Here is a 19,169-nt window from a genome sequence, read left to right as displayed (position 1 = left end):
ATCCTGTGGTTTGGGCAAAAGCCCACGAATTTGCTGTCATGACAACTTTGGATTCTGGATTAAAGCGCGTCGTGGTTACGGGTCTGGGTGCCATTACGCCCATTGGCAACACCCTGGCGGAATACTGGGACGGTTTAATGAGCGGTCGTAACGGCATTGGCCCGATTACGCTGTTCGATGCGTCTCGCCACGACTGCCGCATTGCGGGCGAGGTCAAAAACTTTGACCCACAGCTTTACATGGATCGTAAAGAAGCGAAGCGCATGGATCGCTTTGCCCAATTTGCGGTGTCTGCCAGCAAGCAAGCCCTCGCCGATGCCAATTTTGTCATTAACGATCTGAATGCTGAACAGGTCGGCACGCTCATCGGCACAGGCATTGGCGGACTTAAGGTCATGGAAGACCAGCAGGAAGTGTTTCTAACGCGCGGCCCCGATCGCTGTAGCCCGTTCACTGTGCCGATGATGATTGCCAACATGGCGGCCGGGCTGACGGCGATTCAAGTGGGGGCAAAGGGGCCCAACAACTGCACAGTGACAGCCTGTGCGGCTGGGTCAAATGCCATTGGCGATGCGTTTCGCATTTTGCAGCGGGGATTTGCTCAGGCAATGATTTGCGGCGGCACAGAGGCGGCCGTCACGCCTTTGTCTGTAGCGGGCTTTGCTTCGGCCAAAGCCCTATCCACCCGCAATGATGATCCGCTACATGCCTGCCGCCCGTTCGACAAGGATCGCGATGGATTTGTGATGGGCGAGGGCGCTGGCATTCTCATTCTGGAAGAACTGGAACATGCCCTCAGCCGGGGGGCGCGGATCTATGCCGAGATTGTCGGCTATGGCATGACCTGCGATGCCTATCACATTACCTCGCCTGTTCCCGGTGGCGCAGGGGCTGCCCGTGCAATGCAGCTTGCAATGAAAGACGCAGGCTTGCGTCCTGAAGAGATTCACTACATCAATGCCCACGGCACTAGCACGCCTGCTAATGACTCTACTGAGACGGCGGCCATTAAAACTGCCTTGGGCGATCAAGCGTACAAGCTCACTGTCAGTTCCACTAAGTCCATGACAGGCCACCTGTTGGGCGGATCGGGCGGCATTGAGGCTGTGGCGACTGTGATGGCCGTGGCTAACAACCGTGTACCTCCCACGATTAATCTAGAAAACCCAGACCCCGCCTGCGACCTGGACTACGTGGCAAACGAGAGCCGTAGCCAGACGGTCGATGCAGCGCTGTCTAACTCTTTTGGCTTTGGCGGCCACAACGTGACGCTGGCTTTCCGCAAATATCAGGGTTAAAGTCTGGATTTCTTGCGATTTTTCCTGCATCCGATGGGAAGTCGGTCAGTCAAAACTCTGAGAGTCAAGACTCTGAAGCAGTGCCCCAAAGTAGCGAAGCTAACCAAAGTAGCGAAACTAACCTCTAAGCTGCCCAGTTGCCTATCAAGTTGCCTGTAGCCTATACAGTATTCGGCTTTACAGAAAGCTGTGATTAACCCTTGTCCAGTTTTCCATAAACCGTTAAGCTAATTTTATTGAGTATATTTGCCTAGTGCGATCGCCCAAGAAATCTTTCACCTGTGATCCCCTGTAGTGGGATGATGGGGAAGATGCCTTTGGTGATTCAGGATTCTTCTGTTTGCCTATCCGCCCTGCTTGCCTGTTTTGGCGTGTTTGTGAGCGCCTGTCACCCGTCGTTGAGTAGAAAGAAGACAATGGCTGTTGCGACCCTAACCCTCGAACAACTCTGTATTAATTCCATCCGGTTTTTGGCGATCGATGCTGTTGAAAAGGCAAAGTCTGGACACCCTGGCTTGCCGATGGGTGCTGCGCCGATGGCGTTTGTGCTGTGGGATCAGTTCATGCGGTTTAATCCCAAAAACCCCAAGTGGTTTAACCGCGATCGCTTTGTGCTGTCGGCTGGGCACGGCTGTATGTTGCAGTACGCCCTGATGTATCTGGCAGGCTACGATAGCGTCACGCTGGACGAAATCAAGAACTTCCGTCAGTGGGGTTCAAAAACGCCTGGCCACCCCGAAAACTTTGAGACTCCTGGCATTGAGGTCACGACCGGGCCGCTCGGCCAGGGCATTGCCAATGCGGTTGGTCTGGCGATCGCCGAAGCGCACCTCGCTGCCAAGTTCAACAAGCCCGACCTGACCCTGGTAGATCACTACACCTACGTCATCCTGGGCGACGGCTGCAACATGGAAGGGATTTCCGGCGAAGCCTGCTCGCTGGCGGGTCACCTGGGGCTGGGCAAGCTGATCGCGCTCTACGACGACAACCACATTTCGATTGACGGCTCCACGGACATTGCTTTCACGGAAGACGTGTCTAAGCGCTTTGAAGCCTACGGCTGGCATGTGCTGCATGTGCAGGACGGCAACACGGATTTGGAGGGAATTGCCAGGGCGATCGCCGAAGCCAAGTCCGTTACCGACAAGCCAACGCTTATTAAAGTCACCACCACCATCGGCTATGGCTCTCCCAACAAAGCCAACACCGCTGGCGTTCACGGCGCAGCACTGGGCGAAGCCGAAATCAAGCTGACTCGCGAAAACCTGGGCTGGACCTACGATCCTTTTGTCGTTCCTGACGAAGCCCTGGCCCACACTCGCAAAGCCATCGAGCGCGGTGCTAGCTACGAAGCCGAGTGGCAGGAAACCTGGGCACAATACAAGACCAAGTATCCTCAGGAAGCGGCGGAGTTTGATCGCCTGCTGAGCGGCAAGCTGCCTGAGGGTTGGGACAAAGTGCTGCCCACCTACAAGCCTGAAGATAAGGCGCTAGCCAGCCGCAAGCACTCGGAAATCTGCCTTAACGCGCTGGCTCCGGTATTGCCAGAACTCATTGGCGGCTCGGCCGACCTGACCCACTCCAACCTGACGGAGCTAGAAATCAGCGGCAATTTCCAGAAAGGCGCTTACGAAAACCGCAATATCCACTTTGGCGTGCGCGAACACGGCATGGGCGCAATTTGCAACGGCATTGCGCTGCATGGTTCCGGGCTAATTCCCTACGGCGCAACCTTCCTGGTGTTTACCGACTACATGCGTGGCGCAATTCGCCTGTCGGCGCTGGCGGAGTGCGGCGTGATCTGGGTGATGACGCACGATTCCGTGGCCCTGGGCGAAGACGGCCCGACCCACCAGCCTGTGGAAACCATCGCCTCGCTGCGGGCTATCCCTGACCTGACGGTGATTCGCCCTGCGGACGGTACGGAAACCTCTGGTGCTTATAAAGTGGCGATCGAAAACGCTCGGAAGAACCGCCCGACGCTGTTGGCCCTGTCGCGCCAAGGTCTGCCCAATCTGGCAGGTAGCTCGATCGAAGGCGTGGGCAAAGGCGGCTACACGGTGATCGGGTGCGACGGCACGCCGGATCTAATCTTGATTGGCACGGGTTCGGAAGTGAATCTCTGTGTCAAGGCCGCAGAACAACTGGCCGCAGAAGGTAAGAAAGTTCGCGTGGTTTCTATGCCGTCTACCGAATTGTTTGAAGCGCAGGACGCTGCTTACAAAGAGTCGATGTTGCCCAAAGCGGTGACCAAGCGCTTGGTCGTGGAAGCAGGGACGACCTTCGGCTGGCATAAGTATGCAGGTAGCGAAGGAGATATTCTCGGTATTGACACCTTTGGCGCGTCGGCTCCTGGCGGCGTTTGCATGGAGAAGTTTGGCTTCACGGTAGACAATGTGCTGAGCCGTGCTAAGGCGCTACTTGGCTAAGCCGTTGCTTTGCTAAACCATTTCCAAAGCCCAGCCTCGATTCGCTCTTGGCTGGGCTTTGCATAGGACTTTTATTGTGGATATTTGGATATTATGGACTTTCTTTTAATGAACCTTTATGTTTTAGAATATGTTTTAGAACAGTCTTCTTAGGCTTACCCATCTAGCCGCTGTTGTTCGCTGCGATAGCGAATGAGCTCCGCCGCAAAGGCCAGGGTGCCGGATGCCAGAATTAGCACGACGCTCAGTGCGTTAATGTCGGGCTTTACGCCTGTGCGGACGCGGCTAAAAATCTCCATTGGCAACGTCGTGGTGCCGCCGCCTGCGGTGAAGCTGGAAATCAGCAGATCATCCATGCTTAGCACAAACGCCAACAGACAGCCGGAGAGAATTGCAGGCATAAGCTGGGGCAGCAGCACCTTAATAAATGCTTGGAACGGAGTTGCGCCCAGATCCAGCGCCGCTTCTTCTAGGTGAGGATTCATGCCCGTGAGCCGCGTCGAGACGACGACCGCAATATAGGCGAGGCAAAAGACAATGTGTGCCGCCACGACTGTCCACAGGCTCAGGGGAATTGCCAGCGAAGCCAGAAATACGAGTGTTGCAACGGCGATCGCAATATCAGGAATAATCAGCGGCAGGTAGGAAATGCCCTGATACAACTGCTTGCCGGGAAAGGTGTAGCGGGCTAGCCCCACCGCCATCAGCGTGCCCAGCACGGCCGCAATGCCCACGGCCAGCAGCGCCACCGACAAGCTATCCGCCAGTGCTGATAGAATCCGCGTGTCGTTGAACATGCGCTGATACCACTGCAACGAAAAGCCGCTCCAGCCTGCACTAAAGGGCGATGCGTTGAAGCTAAAAAACGCCAGCACCAGCACCGGGATGTACATGAACGCAAACATCACCAGCGTAAAGAGAAACTGCCAGGAGAGGCGGCGTTTGGCGGCAACGGTTTTGGGCAGATCGAGGGTTGCGGTCATAGTGGGAAACCGGGGAAAACGGGGGAATATTAATAATTCTCTAGCTTGCGATCGCCATACTTCAGCAGCAGCACAATGCCCAGCCCCATCGCGCCAATCAGCACCATGCTGAGGGCAGAGCCAAAGCCCCAGTTGCGAGTCGCGCCAAGGAACTGGTTGTAAATGAGGCGGGCCATAGTCATACTGGATGCTCCGCCCAGCAGTTCAGGCACCACAAAATCCCCCAGGCTGGTAATAAATACCAGCAGGCAGGCGGCAGCGATGCCAGGGAGCGTCTGGGGCACGGTGACTTTCCAAAAGCCCTGCTGGGGAGTTGCCCCCAGATCAGCCGCCGCCTCTAGCAGCCGCTTATCAAGCCGCTCCAGCGAAGCGTAGAGGATCAGCACCATATAGGGCAAAAAGTTATAGGCCAACCCGATCATCACGGCAGTCTGGGTGTTCAGAATATCCAGCGTTGGCAAGCGGAGGGTACTCAGCAGCAAGTTCAGCACGCCCGTCGGCCGCAGAATGGTGATCCAGGCGTAGGAGCGCAGCAGAGAGGATGTCCACAGGGGCAGCACAAAGCTGACCAACAGCAGGTTGCGCCAGCGGGCAGGAGCCATCACCGCAATCCAGTAGGCGACGGGAAACCCCAGCAAGAGGCAAAGGAGCGTACTGGCGATCGCAAAAAACACTGATCGCCCAATCACCCACAGATAAATCGCCTGACCGTCAATTAGCTCAAAGATTTTGGCATAGTTGCCCAGACCGTAGGGTGCGGGCTGGCTGCCAGGACGGAATCCTGGAATCAGGCTCAGCTCCAGGATCATCAGCGTCGGCACGACCAGCAGCAACAGCAGCCAAAGCCCTGGCGGCCCCAGCAAGACAAAGGGCTGAATCAAACCCATCAGCTGCTGCTTGAGTCCCTTGCTGGCAGGGCGCTGGGGTTCGACTTCTGGAGTCGGGGAGAGCGGAGCGGAGGTTGCCATAGTGGAAAAAATATTGAGAGCGATCGCTCAAAAACAGGGTTAGGCGCTAGTCAACTGCGTCCAGTACCGATCATAAATATCGACCGCTTCGCCTACATTGGCAAGAACCTCACACTTTGCCAGAATTTCTTCGGGGGGGAAGAGATCTGGGTTTTCGACCAGCTCCTTCGGCAATAGCGTCAGCGTTTTCTGGTTGGGCGTGGGCAGTTTGAGCCGTCCTAGATTCTTTGCTGCCGTCTGCGGTTCTACCGAATACTCAATCCATTTATAGGCGGCATCCACGTTGGGAGCCGTTTTAGGAATGGCGATGGTGTCCGTCCAAACCGTTGCGCCACTGGACGGCACTACGTATTCTAGCTGGGGATTTTCCAGCACCATATCGATGCCATCCACCGAGTAGGCATGGGCCACGGCCAGGTCGCCCACCGCCATCTGATCTCGCCAACCGTCAGTTGTAAAGGCATTGATCGCGGGCTTGAGTTCTTGCAGCTTTTTGTAGGCAGCTTCAATTTCTTTGGGATCTTGGGTGCTGTTGGAAAAGCCCAGCATCTTTAGGGCCATGCCCATAACCTCACGCACGTCGTTGAGCAAGGTCATTCTTCGAGATAGCTCAGACTTTCGTTCCCACAGGTCAGACCAGTCGGTAATGGGCTTCTTCACCAATTCTTTGTTGTAGACCAGCCCTGTTGTGCCCCAGGTATAGGGCACGCTGTGTCGATTGCCAGGGTCGTAGGGAGGATCTTGCCACTGCTCCAGAAGATCGGCATAGCCAGGAACGCGGTCTTGGTCGATTTCGAGCAGCATCTCTTCCTCGATCATGAGTTCTACCATGTAGTCGGAAGGATAGACGATGCTGTACTGGCTGCCGCCACCGGCCTGCATTCGAGCCAGCATGGTTTCGTTGGAGTCATAGACATCGGCAATGACCTTAATCCCGGTGTCTTGCTCAAAGCCCTTCAGCAGGTCTTCATCGATGTAGGCTGACCAAGTGTAGACGTGGAGGGTATTATCTCCGCTGCTGGGCGGTGAGGCGGCGGAAGTGTCTGTGGCGGCAGAACTGCCCGTTGTACCAATGTTTCGGGCGCAATTGCTCAACAGCACGCCAGAGAAAGCTGCACTCGACAACTGCAAAAAGCGGCGACGGCTGGCGCGGGAGGCGGAGGAATAGGGCGATCGCCCACCGCCAGGATTCCGCCTCAGCGAGGATTCAGAATTGGAACGACCAGAAAATCGATAGGGAGGCATAGCAAATCTCCTAAAACTGCGGTGTCCATGCGAAGAATAACCGCCCCCTTTGAGGGCAGTAATTCCAAGGAGTGCATCCAATCTTGACTCCCAACGCCTTCGTCCTTGGCCCTGGGTTCCAGGCTCTAGGCTCCAAGCTCTAGCTTCCAGGCTCTAGGCTCCAGGCTGAATTGCAAGGGGAAGTGCATCTGCCGCCGACCAGGATACGTACACAGGCATATCAACCTGGAGCATCGACTCTGGGCGATTTGGGCGCATCACCGTCACCATATCCCCCGTCGGCAAATCGACCACATAGTGGACATGGGTGCCCAGGTACATAGTGTGCCGGAGTCGTCCTTCAAAACAGTTCGTTTCGCTACCAGGAGGCTCTAGCGACAGCCGCACCTTTTCGGGGCGAATGCTGACCACAACAGGCTCCGCTGCCGCGCCGGGGCAAGCCTCCGTCGGCTTCACCACCATCTGGAGTCCGCGCTCGGTTTCCACTTTTATCAACATCGGGTCTGCGGCAGCCATATACCCTTGGAATAGATTCGTCTCGCCAATGAAGTCGGCCACAAAGGGCGTAGCTGGAAACTCGTAAATCTCGCTGGGCGTGCCAATTTGCTCTACCCGCCCCTCATTCATCACGGCAATCCGATCGGACAGGCTGAGGGCTTCTTCCTGATCATGGGTCACCATGATGAATGTGACACCCAGTTCTCGATGCAGCGTTGAAAGCTCCACCTGCATTTCTTTCCGCAGCTTCAGATCTAGCGCTCCCAATGGCTCGTCAAGCAGCACGACGGTTGGCTGGTTTGCCAGCGCCCGCGCCAGCGCGACCCGCTGCTGCTGTCCGCCAGAGAGCTGAGCCGGATAGCGTCGGGAAAAAGACTCCATCTTGACCAGTTGCAGCGCTTCTCCAACTGCTTTTTGAACCTCTGCCTTGCTCTTATTTTTTAGCCGCAGCCCAAACGCCACATTGTCCCACACGGTCATGTGTCCGAACAGCGCGTAGCTCTGAAACACTGTATTCACCGGGCGGCGATAGGGCGGCACGCCCACCATTGACCTGCCTTGGAGTAACACCTCACCTGCCGTTGGCTCGTCGAACCCCGCCACCAGGCGCAGCGTTGTGGTTTTGCCGCAGCCGGAAGGGCCAAGAATGCTGAAGAACTCCCCTTGCCGCACGTTCAAGTCGATACCGCGAACCGCTGTATAGCCATCGAAGACCTTGAATACTCTGCGGAGTTCGACATCATATTGGGTTTCGGTTTCTACCGTGGACTGATTTGGGGTGATGGTCTGTGCCATGTGGCAAATTCCCTGTAGAGATTCTGCTAGAACGGGGCAGTGGTCAAGGCTTAGGTCTGAGATTTTAGCAGTTAAGTCTTTGTGCTGAGTATGTGAGTCCCTATGGGCGACGAGGGGGCAGACAAACGCCTGATCCTATGTGATTTTATGACTCGTACTTTGATGACTTGTAAATATCCTAAGGGATGAAGCCTGTAGACTCGTGAAATTGCTGGATTTGAAACTGTTTGGATTTGAAATTGCTGGATTTGAAATTCGCAAGATGGAAATGCTCGAATGCCGGGACATTTCGCAATTCCGGGACAGCGACTCAGCTTGTAAGTCAGTTTGCCCGCGACGGGGTCACGACTATCGCTATGCGCTTTTCAAGCTGGATCTACGCAGACGGCCGCCGACACGCCATAACAAACATTGCAGGACAGATGTTGCATAACAAACATTCCATCCGGCTAACTTTCCCTTCATCTTCAAAGAAGCCAGGGTAATCAACGGTTGTTTGGTATACCGTTTGGCAATCTGGGCTGAGTGATTTCGGCACTAGCTATGGCGAGTTTGGGATGTAGGGGCGATCGCCATATACCAAGATACAGTCCAAGATACAGTCCAAAATACAGGTAGCTGAATCCGACACTACCGGGGATCAACACTGGGATCAATGGCGGTAAACTATGTGAATTGATTTACCTTAATGATTTACTAAACATTTAACGTTTCTCCAACCCGCACTGGGTTTCAGAGGTTCTGTCAGAGGGCGCGTTTTTATTTATGACGCTGACGCAAAATCCGCCAACCGTGCGGCAACAAACGGGCCGCACCGTGGGCAAGTCCTACCAATCGCTGGTGGTGATGCTCACCGTCACCGTCGCTCTGCTAGGAGGCATCGGCACTCGCCTGGCCTACCTGCAACTGGTCGAAGGGCAATACAATCGGCAATTGGCAGACGACAACCGGGTGCGGCTGATTCCTCGACCGCCAGAGCGGGGGCGAATCCTCGACCGCAAAGGGCGGACGCTGGCAGGGAGCCGCCTTTCCTATGCGGTGTTTCTCTGGCCGATTGCCAATCGCCAGGCCAACTGGCGGCCCATTGTCAAGCGGCTATCCACGATCCTCAATATTCCTGAAGAGACTATCCAGAAGCGGCTAGATCAGGCTGGCTATAGCTCTCCAGAACTACTCCGCATCGCTCGTGGCATCAGCCCCGCCCAGGTAACAGCGCTGGCCGAGTTTAGCCAGCAGATGCCGGGGGTGCAGGTGCAGGCAGAGGCGGTGCGCTACTATCCCCACGGGGATCTGGCGGCCCATGTGCTGGGCTATACGGGCGAAATGTCAGACGAAGACTTGGAACGGCGGCAGTCTGAAGGCTATCGCTTGGGGGATGTGGTCGGGCAGATGGGCGTGGAGGCGGCGTTTGAACGGCAACTCCGGGGGCAGTGGGGCGGGCAGCAGGTCGAGGTGGACGGCATGGGCCATGTGCTGCGAGTGCTGGGCGAAAAGTCGGCACGGGCGGGCAATACCGTGACGCTGACGCTGGATCTAGATTTGCAAAAGGCGGCGGAAACGGTGTTGGGCGATCGCAAAGGGGCGATCGTTGCCCTCGATCCGCGCAACGGAGCCGTACTGGCGCTCGTCAGCCGTCCAGCCTTTGACCCCAATCTTTTTTCTACCCACATTACGGATGCCCAGTGGCAGGAGTTGCAAAGCAAGTCCTATCCGTTTGTCAACCGGGCCCTCCAGGGCTATCCGCCGGCCAGCACCTTTAAGATTGTCACCACGACAGCGGCGATTGAGTCGGGGCGCTATTCCCCCAGCACCGTTCTTCGGACTCGACCCTACATCGAAGTCGGCGGTATCAAGTTTTGGGACTGGAACAATGCAGGCTTTGGGCCGCTGGATTTTCGCGGAGCCATGGCCTGGAGCAGCGATACGTTTTTCTACCAAACCGCGATGGGCATGGGCCATGAACCGCTGATTGAGTGGACGCGGCGCTACGGCTTTGGACGGAAAACGGGCATTGAACTGGCGGCTGAAGAATCGGCGGGGCTGGTGCCCGATCCGGTCTGGAAGCGCGAAAACCTGGATGAGGAATGGTTTATCGGCGACACCATCAATATGTCCATCGGTCAGGGCTATATGCAGGCCTCGCCGCTCCAGGTGGCGGTGATGTTTGCAGTGCCCGCGAATGGCGGTGATTTGGTGCGTCCCCATTTGCTAAAAGACCAGGAGGCAGCCCGCTCGTGGCGCACTCCTATTGGTCTGAGTCCTACGACACTGAGAATTTTGCAAGATGGGCTACGTCGGGTGGTCAGCAGCGGCACGGGCACAGTGATGAATACGCCCAGCCTGCCGCCCAACGCGGGCAAAACGGGTACTGCCGAAGATCCACCGCGCAAATCCCACGCCTGGTATGGCGGCTATGCTCCGCTGGATAATCCAGAAATTGTCGTGGTAGCGTTTATCGAGAATTCCCCTGAGGGAGGCGGCGGCAAGGTGGCTGCGCCGATGGTGAAGCAAGTGCTGGAAACGTATTTCAATAAAACCCAGCCCGATAGCCAGGCTGCGCCCCAGGGTGGGGTCGTGTCTGATTAGGCTGGGACTTTTAGGCTGGTCTTTTTGGGATGGTGGGCGCTTCTGTGCAGGGGCGCTGTGGATGGGCGATCGCCCATCAGGTTTACACCCGTTCGCTAAAAAAAGCGCTAGCGTGGCGATTGGGGATACAGGATGGCAAAGCGTAGCGCCCGTGAGAAGCCGCTACTGTCACCTTAGATGTCATCACCTTGAGATGTCACCTTGAGATGTCACGTTAGATAACGGCTGGCTTTTGAGCCGGGGATCTATTCCCAGTCTTTCTTAGTTTTTCGTTTTGTATGTCTAGAAGTCGATTAATTACGCTTTTTCGCCGAGCTTATCGAATTTCGCAATGGTCTGAGCAAACACAAATGTCCCTGCCCGAAGCGTCGGGGTGGCTGGATGCAAACCTGTCGCGGCGGCGCGTGTTGCAGGCAGGCGCAGTGCTGGGTGGCACGCTGGGGATGGGCAGTTTGGGAATGAAAGACTCGGTGGGGGACGATCGCTCTTATCCATCGGGGCAGCCCACTCGCTCTGGCGAAAACTCATCGCCCGTGCTGATTGTGGGAGCGGGTGTGGCAGGATTAACGGCTGCCTATCGGCTCCAGCAGGCAGGTATGCCGTTTGAGCTAGTCGAAGCCAGTGCCCGCATCGGCGGTCGGCTGCGGACTGTGCGAAACCCGGATGGACTGCCGGGGACAGTGGAACTGGGTGGCGAATTTATCGACACGCGCCATACCCACGTCCGCGCTCTGGCCGCAGAATTGGGACTGGAATTGTCTGACCTGCGGGCGGCTGATGCGGGGCTAGAGCCGGAGGTGCTGTATTTCCAGGGACAAAAGGTGAGCCATGAGGCAGTGGTGGAGCGGTTTGCCCCCCTCGCCAAGCGAATCACGCAGGACTTGCTGGCGATGGGGCGAGGCATCACCTATCGCCAGCATAATGACCACGCCGCCCAGCTCGATCGGCTGTCGCTGGCAGAATATCTGGATGCGGCAGAGATTGACCCGGTGATTCACCAACTGGTGCGGGTAGCCTACATCACCGAATTTGGACGAGACGCAGAAGATATGTCCTGCTTGAACATGCTCTATCTGATTGGGACAGAGGTGGGGCAGTGGAGCACCTACGGCGACAGCGACGAGCGTTGGCATGTGGTCGGCGGCAACCAGTCGATTCCTGAAGCGCTGGCACAACGGGTTGCGGGGGCGATCGCCCTCAACACCGCTCTGGAATCGATTCGCCTCGCCCCCGATGGGCGCTATCGCGTCAGCCTGCGACAAGACGGCAAGAGCATCGAGCGCAGCTACGAAAAGGTGCTGCTGACCATTCCGTTTTCGGTGCTGCGACAGGTGGAACTCGCGATAGACCTGCCGCCCGTCAAGCAAAAGGCGATCGCCGAGTTGGGCTATGGCACCAGCAGCAAGCTGGCCGTCCCCTTCCAGGAGCGTATCTGGCGCACCCGCTACGGCTCCACCATCAGCGTCTACACTGACCTGGATTTTCAAAATACCTGGGAAAGCGCCCGCTACTCGCCGGGGCCGAGCGCCTGGGTGACAGACCTACGGGCGGGACGACAGGGCGTATTGCTGGCGGCCGATAGCCCCGCCACCCACGCCAAGGCGCTCGCCGCTGATCTAGACCAGATCTTTCCAGGCATTGCTGAAGTGCAAAAAGGGCGATCGCTCCGCGCAATTTGGGCGGCCGAACCCCACGCGCTGGGGTCTTATTCCTGCTATCGGCCCGGGCAGTGGACGGCGATCGCCGGAGCCGAAATCGAGCGGGTGGGCAATCTCTGGTTCGCAGGGGAACACTGCTCTCTAGAATCCCAGGGCTATATGAATGGCGCAGTAGAGACGGCTGAAATCGCTACCCGCAGCATTCTTCAGGCATAAAAGTTGAAAAGACCTGGTAGCTTCATCAGAAACCCTGGCAAGATTCCCATCTTCTGCCAGGGTCTTTTATCGTCTACATCACAGGGCGATTTCGCAGTGTAATCTCACAGCGCGATTTCACAGCGCGATTTGACTGGGCAATCTTACAGGGCGATTTCATAGTGCGATCGCCCAATCCTAATCGCCGCCGCCCCCCGATCCAACGCAGCGGGTTCCGTCCAGAGGACAGGTACTAGTTCCTCTTCGAGCAAGCGCCACTGGAGCAACGGCTGTAGACAGCACCAGCGCAAACAGCGCCACGAGAACAATTCGTTTCATCGCAAACCTCCTTGATGTTAGTCAATCCGTAGAAGGTTCCGGCCTGCTATTGGCAAGGCTTGGGAGTCCTTTCCGAGATAACTCACATCTTGGCGGCTCTGGCTGAGGGGAACCTGAAACAGCACTGAGTGCCCCAGAACCCTTTTGTGAGGAAACTGAAGCAACCGTGAGAATATGCCGAACCTTAGGCGAGCTTTTGTCCGATGGGCGATCGCCCCTTGCTAAAACTCAGGCCGCACTGTCTAGAACTCATCATCGGCATAGCCACCAGAGGCTGCCGCCGCCTCATTGTCACGCTTAGATCCCAGCAATTCCATTCGGTCAACCCGAATCACAGGCGCAGAGCGATCGGCTCCAGTGGCTCGATCTTTCCAGTATTCAAACTTGAGAGAGCCGCTGACTCCAATCAGGCTGCCTTTTCGGACATAGTTTGCAGCTACTTCAGCCGTCTTGCCCCACATCTCCAGGTTGAACCAGTCTGGCTCGTCGCTGTTGCGCGTGCGGCGGTTCACTGCCAGCGTAAACTTGCAGACCACGCTACCCGACTCGAAATACTTTACATCCGGATCACGACCCGCCCGACCCACCAAGGTAACGACGTTCAAGCTCATAGGATATTCCCCAAACCTAAAATCAAAACTTTGGAAACAGCAACTAAAGCCAAAGACGAAGAAAATCTGAGTCGATCAATCCTTTCAAAATTAATTCCTAAAAAAATCAGAGGAATGATTAGAATTGCATATCGCCTTGTGTAGTATGCCTGTCCTATTTTAACAGGATCTAGCCGGATTTTGAAGCGGTTGCTCCCTTGATTGCCGGATGATTGCCAGACTGTTTTGTCCAAATTTTTTCGCTTTAGCAAGCGCCGGAAACATCGTCAAATTGGCATCGGTTGGCGATCGCCAACTGCGCGATCGCCCCCATCCATCCACCTTCCATAATCTTCCTGGTATCTTGCGCCACAGGGATCAGTTTTGCGGTATCGTGAGCGGGGTGCAATCCGTCAGGATCTAATGACCAGATCGAGCCGGGAACTAGCAACAAGATGTTGGCGGCTGGCCTTCAAGTGTGGGCAATCGTCCTCATTCACTCAGTCAGCCCAAACCCGATCAGCATCTTAGAGCTAATTTGTAAAGGAGCCTGAAAGCCTTGTTAATCAAGGATTTCCGAGAAACCGCTTTTCCTGGGCAAACATGACCTCAAAGCCACACATGCCAAGAGTTTCAGGCTTCTTAAGATTTGCTTCATAAATTAGCTCTTAGGCATATTCCGACTAGACGGTTGACAAAAATCGTAATACAATCCCATCGACGGAGTTAGACTGTTGTACTTGAATCTCTTCCATACTCATGCGTTAAATTCTTGGAGCTGGGTTGGAACCCTGAGGTATTGTTTGGAGACACTAATTCTGGAAACACTAAATCTGGAAACACTAAATTTTGAAGGCATTGGCTTAGCAGCGTTGTGCAGGTAGAGTTGAGTTCAAGGCATGACGAATCTGTGCAGCATCAGCAGCAAAGCTGCTTTTCAAAAGCAAGGCGGCTCTCTGAAAAGGGAAGTCCGGTTCATCGGGCAGCATCTGCAAGTTTACCCCTGAGCATCGTCATCACCTCAGAATCGTTAACCAGGTGCCAGCCAAGGATTTTACCTGAGTTATCGGGGCGTTTAGAGCGATCGCAGTAGTGTTTTTGTAACTAGGAGCTTGTTAGGCTAGTGGGACTTTTTAACCGCTTCTCGTTGTCACGCGACATGGGTATCGACCTGGGCACAGCAAACACCCTGGTCTACGTTTCGGGTCGGGGCATTGTGCTTCAAGAACCATCAGTGGTAGCCATCGACCAAAACGAGAAAGTACCCCTAGCCGTTGGCGAAGATGCCAAGAAGATGCTGGGACGGACTCCCGGAAACGTGATGGCACTGCGCCCCCTGCGTGATGGGGTGATTGCAGATTTTGACACGGCTGAGCTAATGCTCAAGCACTTCATCCGCCGCGTCCATGAAGGTCGGACGCTCGTTTCCCCTCGTATCGTGATTGGCATTCCCAGTGGCGTGACGGGCGTTGAGCGTCGGGCTGTGATGGAAGCTGCATCCCAGGCGGGAGCCCGAGATGTTTATTTGATTGATGAACCTGTGGCCGCAGCCATTGGGGCTGGCTTGCCTGTGGCAGAGCCGACTGGAAACATGATTATCGACATCGGCGGTGGCACCACCGAGGTCGCAGTGCTAAGCTTGCAGGGCACTGTGCTGAGCGAATCGGTGCGGGTTGCTGGCGACGAGCTAAGCGAGGCCATTTCCCAATATATGAAAAAGGTTCACAACCTGGTGATTGGGGAACGTACAGCAGAGGAAATCAAAATCACGGTCGGCTCCGCCTATCCAACGGACAACCATGACGACATCATTATGGATGTTCGAGGGCTGCACCTACTGTCGGGGCTGCCCCGCACCGTTTCGGTGAAAGCGCCAGAGATCCGTGAAGCGATGGCAGAACCTCTGTCGGTCATCATCGAAGCTGTTAAGCGCACGCTGGAGCGCACCCCTCCTGAACTGGCGGCAGACATCATCGATCGGGGGATCATGCTGGCAGGGGGCGGAGCCTTGCTGCGTGGGCTAGATACCCTGATCAGCCATGAGACAGGAATTGTGGTTCACGTTGCAGCCGACCCACTGAGTTGCGTAGTGCTGGGCACTGGGCGTGTGCTAGAAAACTTCAAGCAGCTTGAGCGGGTCTTTAGCGGACACTCTCGCAATATGTAGCGTAAGGCTGTATAGCTTACCGGTATTCTGAATTGGTGTTCTGAGCAAGTATTTCCAGTTTTCGTGGGGATTCCTCTCAGGATTCGTATCAAGCATTTCAGGACTTGTGTGAAGCGCTGGCGATGAGGATTGAGCGCGGCTAATGTACGTACTGCGTCGATGGTGGGGGAAGAATGGGTTGCGGCTGGGGCTAGCAGTGCTGGCTCTTAGCACTGCGTGGATGCTCAGGCAAACCCAGGGTGCATTTGTGCTAGAGCTATATCGAGCGATCAGCGCCCCGTTTCAGGCTAAAGGCCCGACTCGCGCCGAAATCCTGAATAACGCCCAGGTTCAAGAGTTGCAGCAGCGCTTAATTGAGCTAGAAAGCCAAAACCGCCGACTCCAAGAATTGTTGAACTACAATACGACGCAGCCACAACCGGGGATTGCGGCTCCGATTATTGGGCGCAGCGCTGACCACTGGTGGCAGCAGGTGACCTTGGGACGGGGAAGGAGAGACGGGGTAGAAGTTGGTTCTATTGTCTCGGGAACGGGCGGACTGGTGGGGCGAGTGGTACAAGTGACGGCGAATACAAGCCGTGTGCTGTTGGTGAGTGATCCCACCAGTCGTATCGGCGTGACGGTTAGCCGCTCTCGCTTTATGGGCTACATGCGGGGGCAGTCGGGCAATCGGGCAGTGATGGAGTTTTTTGAAAAGGTGCCGGATGTGAAACCGGGGGATGTCGTGTCTACGTCGTCGTTTAGCCAGCTGTTTCCGCCAGGGCTGCCTGTGGGGCGCATTGAGTCAGTAGACTTTAGCAAAAGCCCTGCCCCAGAGGCCATTGTCGAGCTATCGGCCCCGATTAGCACATTGGACTGGGTGCTGGTTGCGCCCAATCCAAAACCTGCTGCTACTGAACCGCCCCCGCCGCCCCCGCCGCCACCAGACTCGACCTTGCCCTGATGATCCTGCCTAAGTGCTATGAATGATTTGCTGCTTCTGAGTCCTTATTTGAGGCAGGCGCTAAATGCACTGGTAACGGCTGGCTCAGTCTTGGCCTGTTTGCTGGTTTTGCCAACCCGGTTTGTAGGGATGGAACTGTTGGGGGTGGGGCCAAACTGGCTGCTGATCTGGGTTGTGGCCTGGAGTGTCAAGCGATCGCCCTGGCAGGGTGCGATCGCCGGAGTTGTGCTGGGGCTGCTGCAAGACGGCATGACGGCGGCCAACCCAACTCATACACTGAGTCTCGCGCTGGTGGGGTTGCTTACAGCATTGATTCAAAAGCAGCGCTATATCCAAGAAGACTTTATTTCGGTGGCGCTGATTGTGTTTGGCATGGCGGTGATTGCGGAAACCGTGACGGCGTTTCAATTCATGCTTCAAGATCTACGAGTACCCGATCGCCTTTCCTCCCGCACGCTTTCAGAGATTTGGAACTATCACCAGCAAATTGCCCTCTGCTCTGCCATTCTCAGTAGCCTCTGGGCACCAGCGCTTTATTACCCACTGAATCGCTGGTGGCAGCGAGTGAGTCTGGCAGATCAACTCCAGGCCTAGAGAGGAACTGGGGCGTTACCACTGATCCACGGTGTCTAAAATTTTTTGATCAACTTGGTCAACAACGCATCTCTGAATGTCCATTGACAGGGATAATAGGGGTAGCTGAAATCTTGCTCAGTCTGGCTTCCAGAGAAGGCTCTAAGTATTTTTACCCAAAGCTGATATGCTAAGCGACCGGAGCAGCACGTTCAGCCAAAAGATTAGATGACGAGCGAGAAAATTTAGGGATTCTCCTGCGTTTTCTTGACGAAAAAAGCTTTTGCGACCACATAGACGCATTGAACACACAGACGCATTTCTTGGAGCGATCGCAACAATGGGTTTAATTAAGAAACTAATTGGGGGACTGTTCTCGTTTTTGGGTGGGCTGGGCAAGCTGCTGGGCTTGGGCAAGTCTTCAGAATATTTTCTAGAGGCTGAGCCTTCTAGTAGTGCTGCGCCTGCGGCTCCGGTTGCTGAGGCTGCCCCTGCGACGACTGAAGCGCCCGTGGCTGCCCCTGCCCCTGCGGCGGCTGTGGCTACGGTTGCGCCTCCTGCAACGGATGTTACGTCGAATGGCAAGGCTCCTGCGGCTGCGGCTCCGTCCCCGGCTCCGGCTGCCAAGCCTACACCTGAGGCTTCGCCTGCGGCTGATCAAACCTTTGCGCCGAATTTTGTGGTGTTGAGCAGCAGCCGGAGCGGTCGTCGTCGCCCTGGCCCCAGCCTCAATCCGTTTCTAGACATGGCGCGTCAGGTCAGATCCCAGGGCTAAGTCAGTGCTTTAAAGCTTTCCAGGTCGTTGATTGCCCTGAGTCGATCCTCCTAAATCTCCCTTAAAAAGGGGAGCTGCCGGAGCGGTTTGGCCTAGTTCCCCTTTTGCCTTTGGTCTTGGCTGATTTTTTGGCTAGATTTAGGTTCTTGGCTAGATTGAAATTTGGCTAGCTTGAGAGCTGCTGTTGAAGGGTTCAACGGCAGCTTTTTGGATTTGGATTTGAAATTTGGTCTTGTAGCAAGTTTTTGGGGTTCTAGCGGGCACACCTCCTGAGCAATCACGCAGATGCGTAAGTTCTACTTGTATCAACTTGCCAATAAAATTAGCTGGAAGGCATGTCTTGCTCCAAGGCGGCTGCAAGGATTGACAGCGCGGCCGCAGGTGCGGTGATGGCTCGCAGCACGCGCCGCCCCAGCGAGACAACTCGATAGCCTGCGGCGATCGCCCCGTCGATTTCGGCATCGGTCCAGCCGCCTTCGGGGCCAATGGCGATTGCCACTGGTTTGGTCGATGGGGAGGCTCCACGAGTTGGCAAGAGTTTTTGGAGCAGATGAGGGCGATCGCCCCGCGCCTCGCACAGATAAGCATCGCAAGTCTCCGCATTCCAGACCGTGAGCGCGTCGCTCCAGGACTGGGGCTCACCGATCGTGGGCACGAACTGCCGTTCGGATTGTTCCGCAGCCTCTTGGGCAATGCGCCGCCAGCGATCGAGCTTTTGGGGACTGGGGTTGAGTAGCGTGCGATCGCTCAAAATCGGCATAATCTGCGCTGCGCCCAGTTCCGTTGCCTGGCGAACAATGTCGTCCATGCCCTGCCCCTTGGGCATGGCAATCAGCAGCACAACAGGGCGCGGCAGTTCTGTGGGTGCAATTGGGATCTGTTCCTCTAGAATTTGCATCTGGTCGGGCGGCTCGACGGCAACCAGCCAGCACTGCCCCAGACCATCCATTGCCAATAGGCGATCGCCCGCCTGAAGCCGCAACACTCGCCACAAGTAGTGCTGCTGCTCTGGTGTCAGTCGGATATACGACCCACTGATCTGGTCAGGCGCAATGGTAAGCCGCTGAAACTGGGACACAGAGGATGCAGCAGGAGTTGGGGTTAGCAGGATTAGCGCTCGTGCTCGA

The 19,169-nt window shown here is 55.8% G+C and carries 15 protein-coding genes; 8 read left to right on the top strand and 7 right to left on the bottom strand.

The features are described from left to right. Positions 1-38 precede the first annotated feature (38 nt). Together fabF and tkt are read left to right on the top strand one after the other, a co-directional pair. Complete coding sequence (gene fabF, locus JTM80_RS03380) at positions 39-1,298, top strand: beta-ketoacyl-ACP synthase II (protein WP_172354164.1); 1,260 nt, start codon at positions 39-41, stop codon at positions 1,296-1,298. A 416-nt stretch (positions 1,299-1,714) separates the two neighbouring features. Next, positions 1,715-3,727 (top strand): transketolase, encoded by a 2,013-nt coding sequence (gene tkt, locus JTM80_RS03375; RefSeq protein WP_172354163.1) that lies wholly within the window; start codon positions 1,715-1,717, stop codon positions 3,725-3,727. Positions 3,728-3,882: 155 nt separating this feature from the next. On the opposite strand, the gene JTM80_RS03370 is transcribed toward tkt, so the two are convergent. From JTM80_RS03370 to JTM80_RS03355, 4 genes are all read right to left on the bottom strand, one after another. After that, on the bottom strand, positions 3,883-4,710 hold the full coding sequence (locus tag JTM80_RS03370; protein ID WP_225906749.1) for an ABC transporter permease: 828 nt from the start codon (positions 4,708-4,710) through the stop codon (positions 3,883-3,885). A gap of 29 nt (positions 4,711-4,739) precedes the next feature. Next, positions 4,740-5,597, bottom strand: coding sequence for an ABC transporter permease (locus tag JTM80_RS03365; protein WP_225906925.1), 858 nt, complete (start codon positions 5,595-5,597; stop codon positions 4,740-4,742). 120 nt (positions 5,598-5,717) lie between these two features. Further along, positions 5,718-6,923, bottom strand: a complete 1,206-nt coding sequence (locus tag JTM80_RS03360; RefSeq protein WP_172354160.1) for a PotD/PotF family extracellular solute-binding protein — start codon at positions 6,921-6,923, stop codon at positions 5,718-5,720. Between the two features lie 153 nt (positions 6,924-7,076). Beyond that, positions 7,077-8,216, bottom strand: a complete 1,140-nt coding sequence (locus JTM80_RS03355) for an ABC transporter ATP-binding protein (protein ID WP_172354159.1) — start codon at positions 8,214-8,216, stop codon at positions 7,077-7,079. A gap of 765 nt (positions 8,217-8,981) precedes the next feature. On the opposite strand from JTM80_RS03355, the gene mrdA reads away from it, so the two are divergent. After that, positions 8,982-10,802, top strand: coding sequence for a penicillin-binding protein 2 (gene mrdA / locus JTM80_RS03350; protein ID WP_205370585.1), 1,821 nt, complete (start codon positions 8,982-8,984; stop codon positions 10,800-10,802). A 350-nt stretch (positions 10,803-11,152) separates the two neighbouring features. Beyond that, positions 11,153-12,676: an NAD(P)/FAD-dependent oxidoreductase gene (locus JTM80_RS03345; RefSeq protein WP_172354157.1), complete on the top strand. Its 1,524-nt coding sequence runs from the start codon at positions 11,153-11,155 to the stop codon at positions 12,674-12,676. A gap of 177 nt (positions 12,677-12,853) precedes the next feature. Here JTM80_RS03345 and JTM80_RS03340 read toward each other — a convergent pair whose 3' ends face one another. Then, complete coding sequence (locus tag JTM80_RS03340; RefSeq protein WP_205370583.1) at positions 12,854-12,994, bottom strand: hypothetical protein; 141 nt, start codon at positions 12,992-12,994, stop codon at positions 12,854-12,856. Between the two features lie 242 nt (positions 12,995-13,236). Further along, positions 13,237-13,605: a single-stranded DNA-binding protein gene (locus JTM80_RS03335; RefSeq protein WP_172354155.1), complete on the bottom strand. Its 369-nt coding sequence runs from the start codon at positions 13,603-13,605 to the stop codon at positions 13,237-13,239. 1,138 nt (positions 13,606-14,743) lie between these two features. Between JTM80_RS03335 and JTM80_RS03330 the strand changes: the two genes are divergently transcribed. The 4 genes from JTM80_RS03330 (at position 14,744) to JTM80_RS03315 (ending at position 18,042) form a co-directional block, all read left to right on the top strand. Then, positions 14,744-15,751 carry a rod shape-determining protein gene (locus JTM80_RS03330; protein ID WP_172358799.1) on the top strand — a complete coding sequence of 336 codons (1,008 nt, stop codon included), beginning with the start codon at positions 14,744-14,746 and terminating at the stop codon, positions 15,749-15,751. 142 nt (positions 15,752-15,893) lie between these two features. Beyond that, the gene (gene mreC, locus JTM80_RS03325; protein ID WP_172354154.1) at positions 15,894-16,694 is read left to right on the top strand and encodes a rod shape-determining protein MreC; all 801 of its coding nucleotides are present in this window, start codon (positions 15,894-15,896) and stop codon (positions 16,692-16,694) included. Between the two features lie 18 nt (positions 16,695-16,712). Further along, positions 16,713-17,288 carry a rod shape-determining protein MreD gene (mreD, locus tag JTM80_RS03320; RefSeq protein WP_172354153.1) on the top strand — a complete coding sequence of 192 codons (576 nt, stop codon included), beginning with the start codon at positions 16,713-16,715 and terminating at the stop codon, positions 17,286-17,288. A 319-nt stretch (positions 17,289-17,607) separates the two neighbouring features. Next, positions 17,608-18,042, top strand: a complete 435-nt coding sequence (locus JTM80_RS03315) for a hypothetical protein (RefSeq protein ID WP_172354152.1) — start codon at positions 17,608-17,610, stop codon at positions 18,040-18,042. 322 nt (positions 18,043-18,364) lie between these two features. Here JTM80_RS03315 and JTM80_RS03310 read toward each other — a convergent pair whose 3' ends face one another. After that, on the bottom strand, positions 18,365-19,120 hold the full coding sequence (locus JTM80_RS03310) for a 16S rRNA (uracil(1498)-N(3))-methyltransferase (protein WP_172354151.1): 756 nt from the start codon (positions 19,118-19,120) through the stop codon (positions 18,365-18,367). Positions 19,121-19,169 lie beyond the last annotated feature (49 nt).

Origin of the sequence: Thermoleptolyngbya sp. PKUAC-SCTB121, from assembly GCF_016919485.1 — a bacterium.
GTDB classification, from domain to species: domain Bacteria; phylum Cyanobacteriota; class Cyanobacteriia; order Elainellales; family Elainellaceae; genus Thermoleptolyngbya; species Thermoleptolyngbya sichuanensis.
The sequence above is the reverse complement of the archived record's forward strand: the minus strand, read 5'-3'. Positions and strand labels throughout refer to the sequence as shown.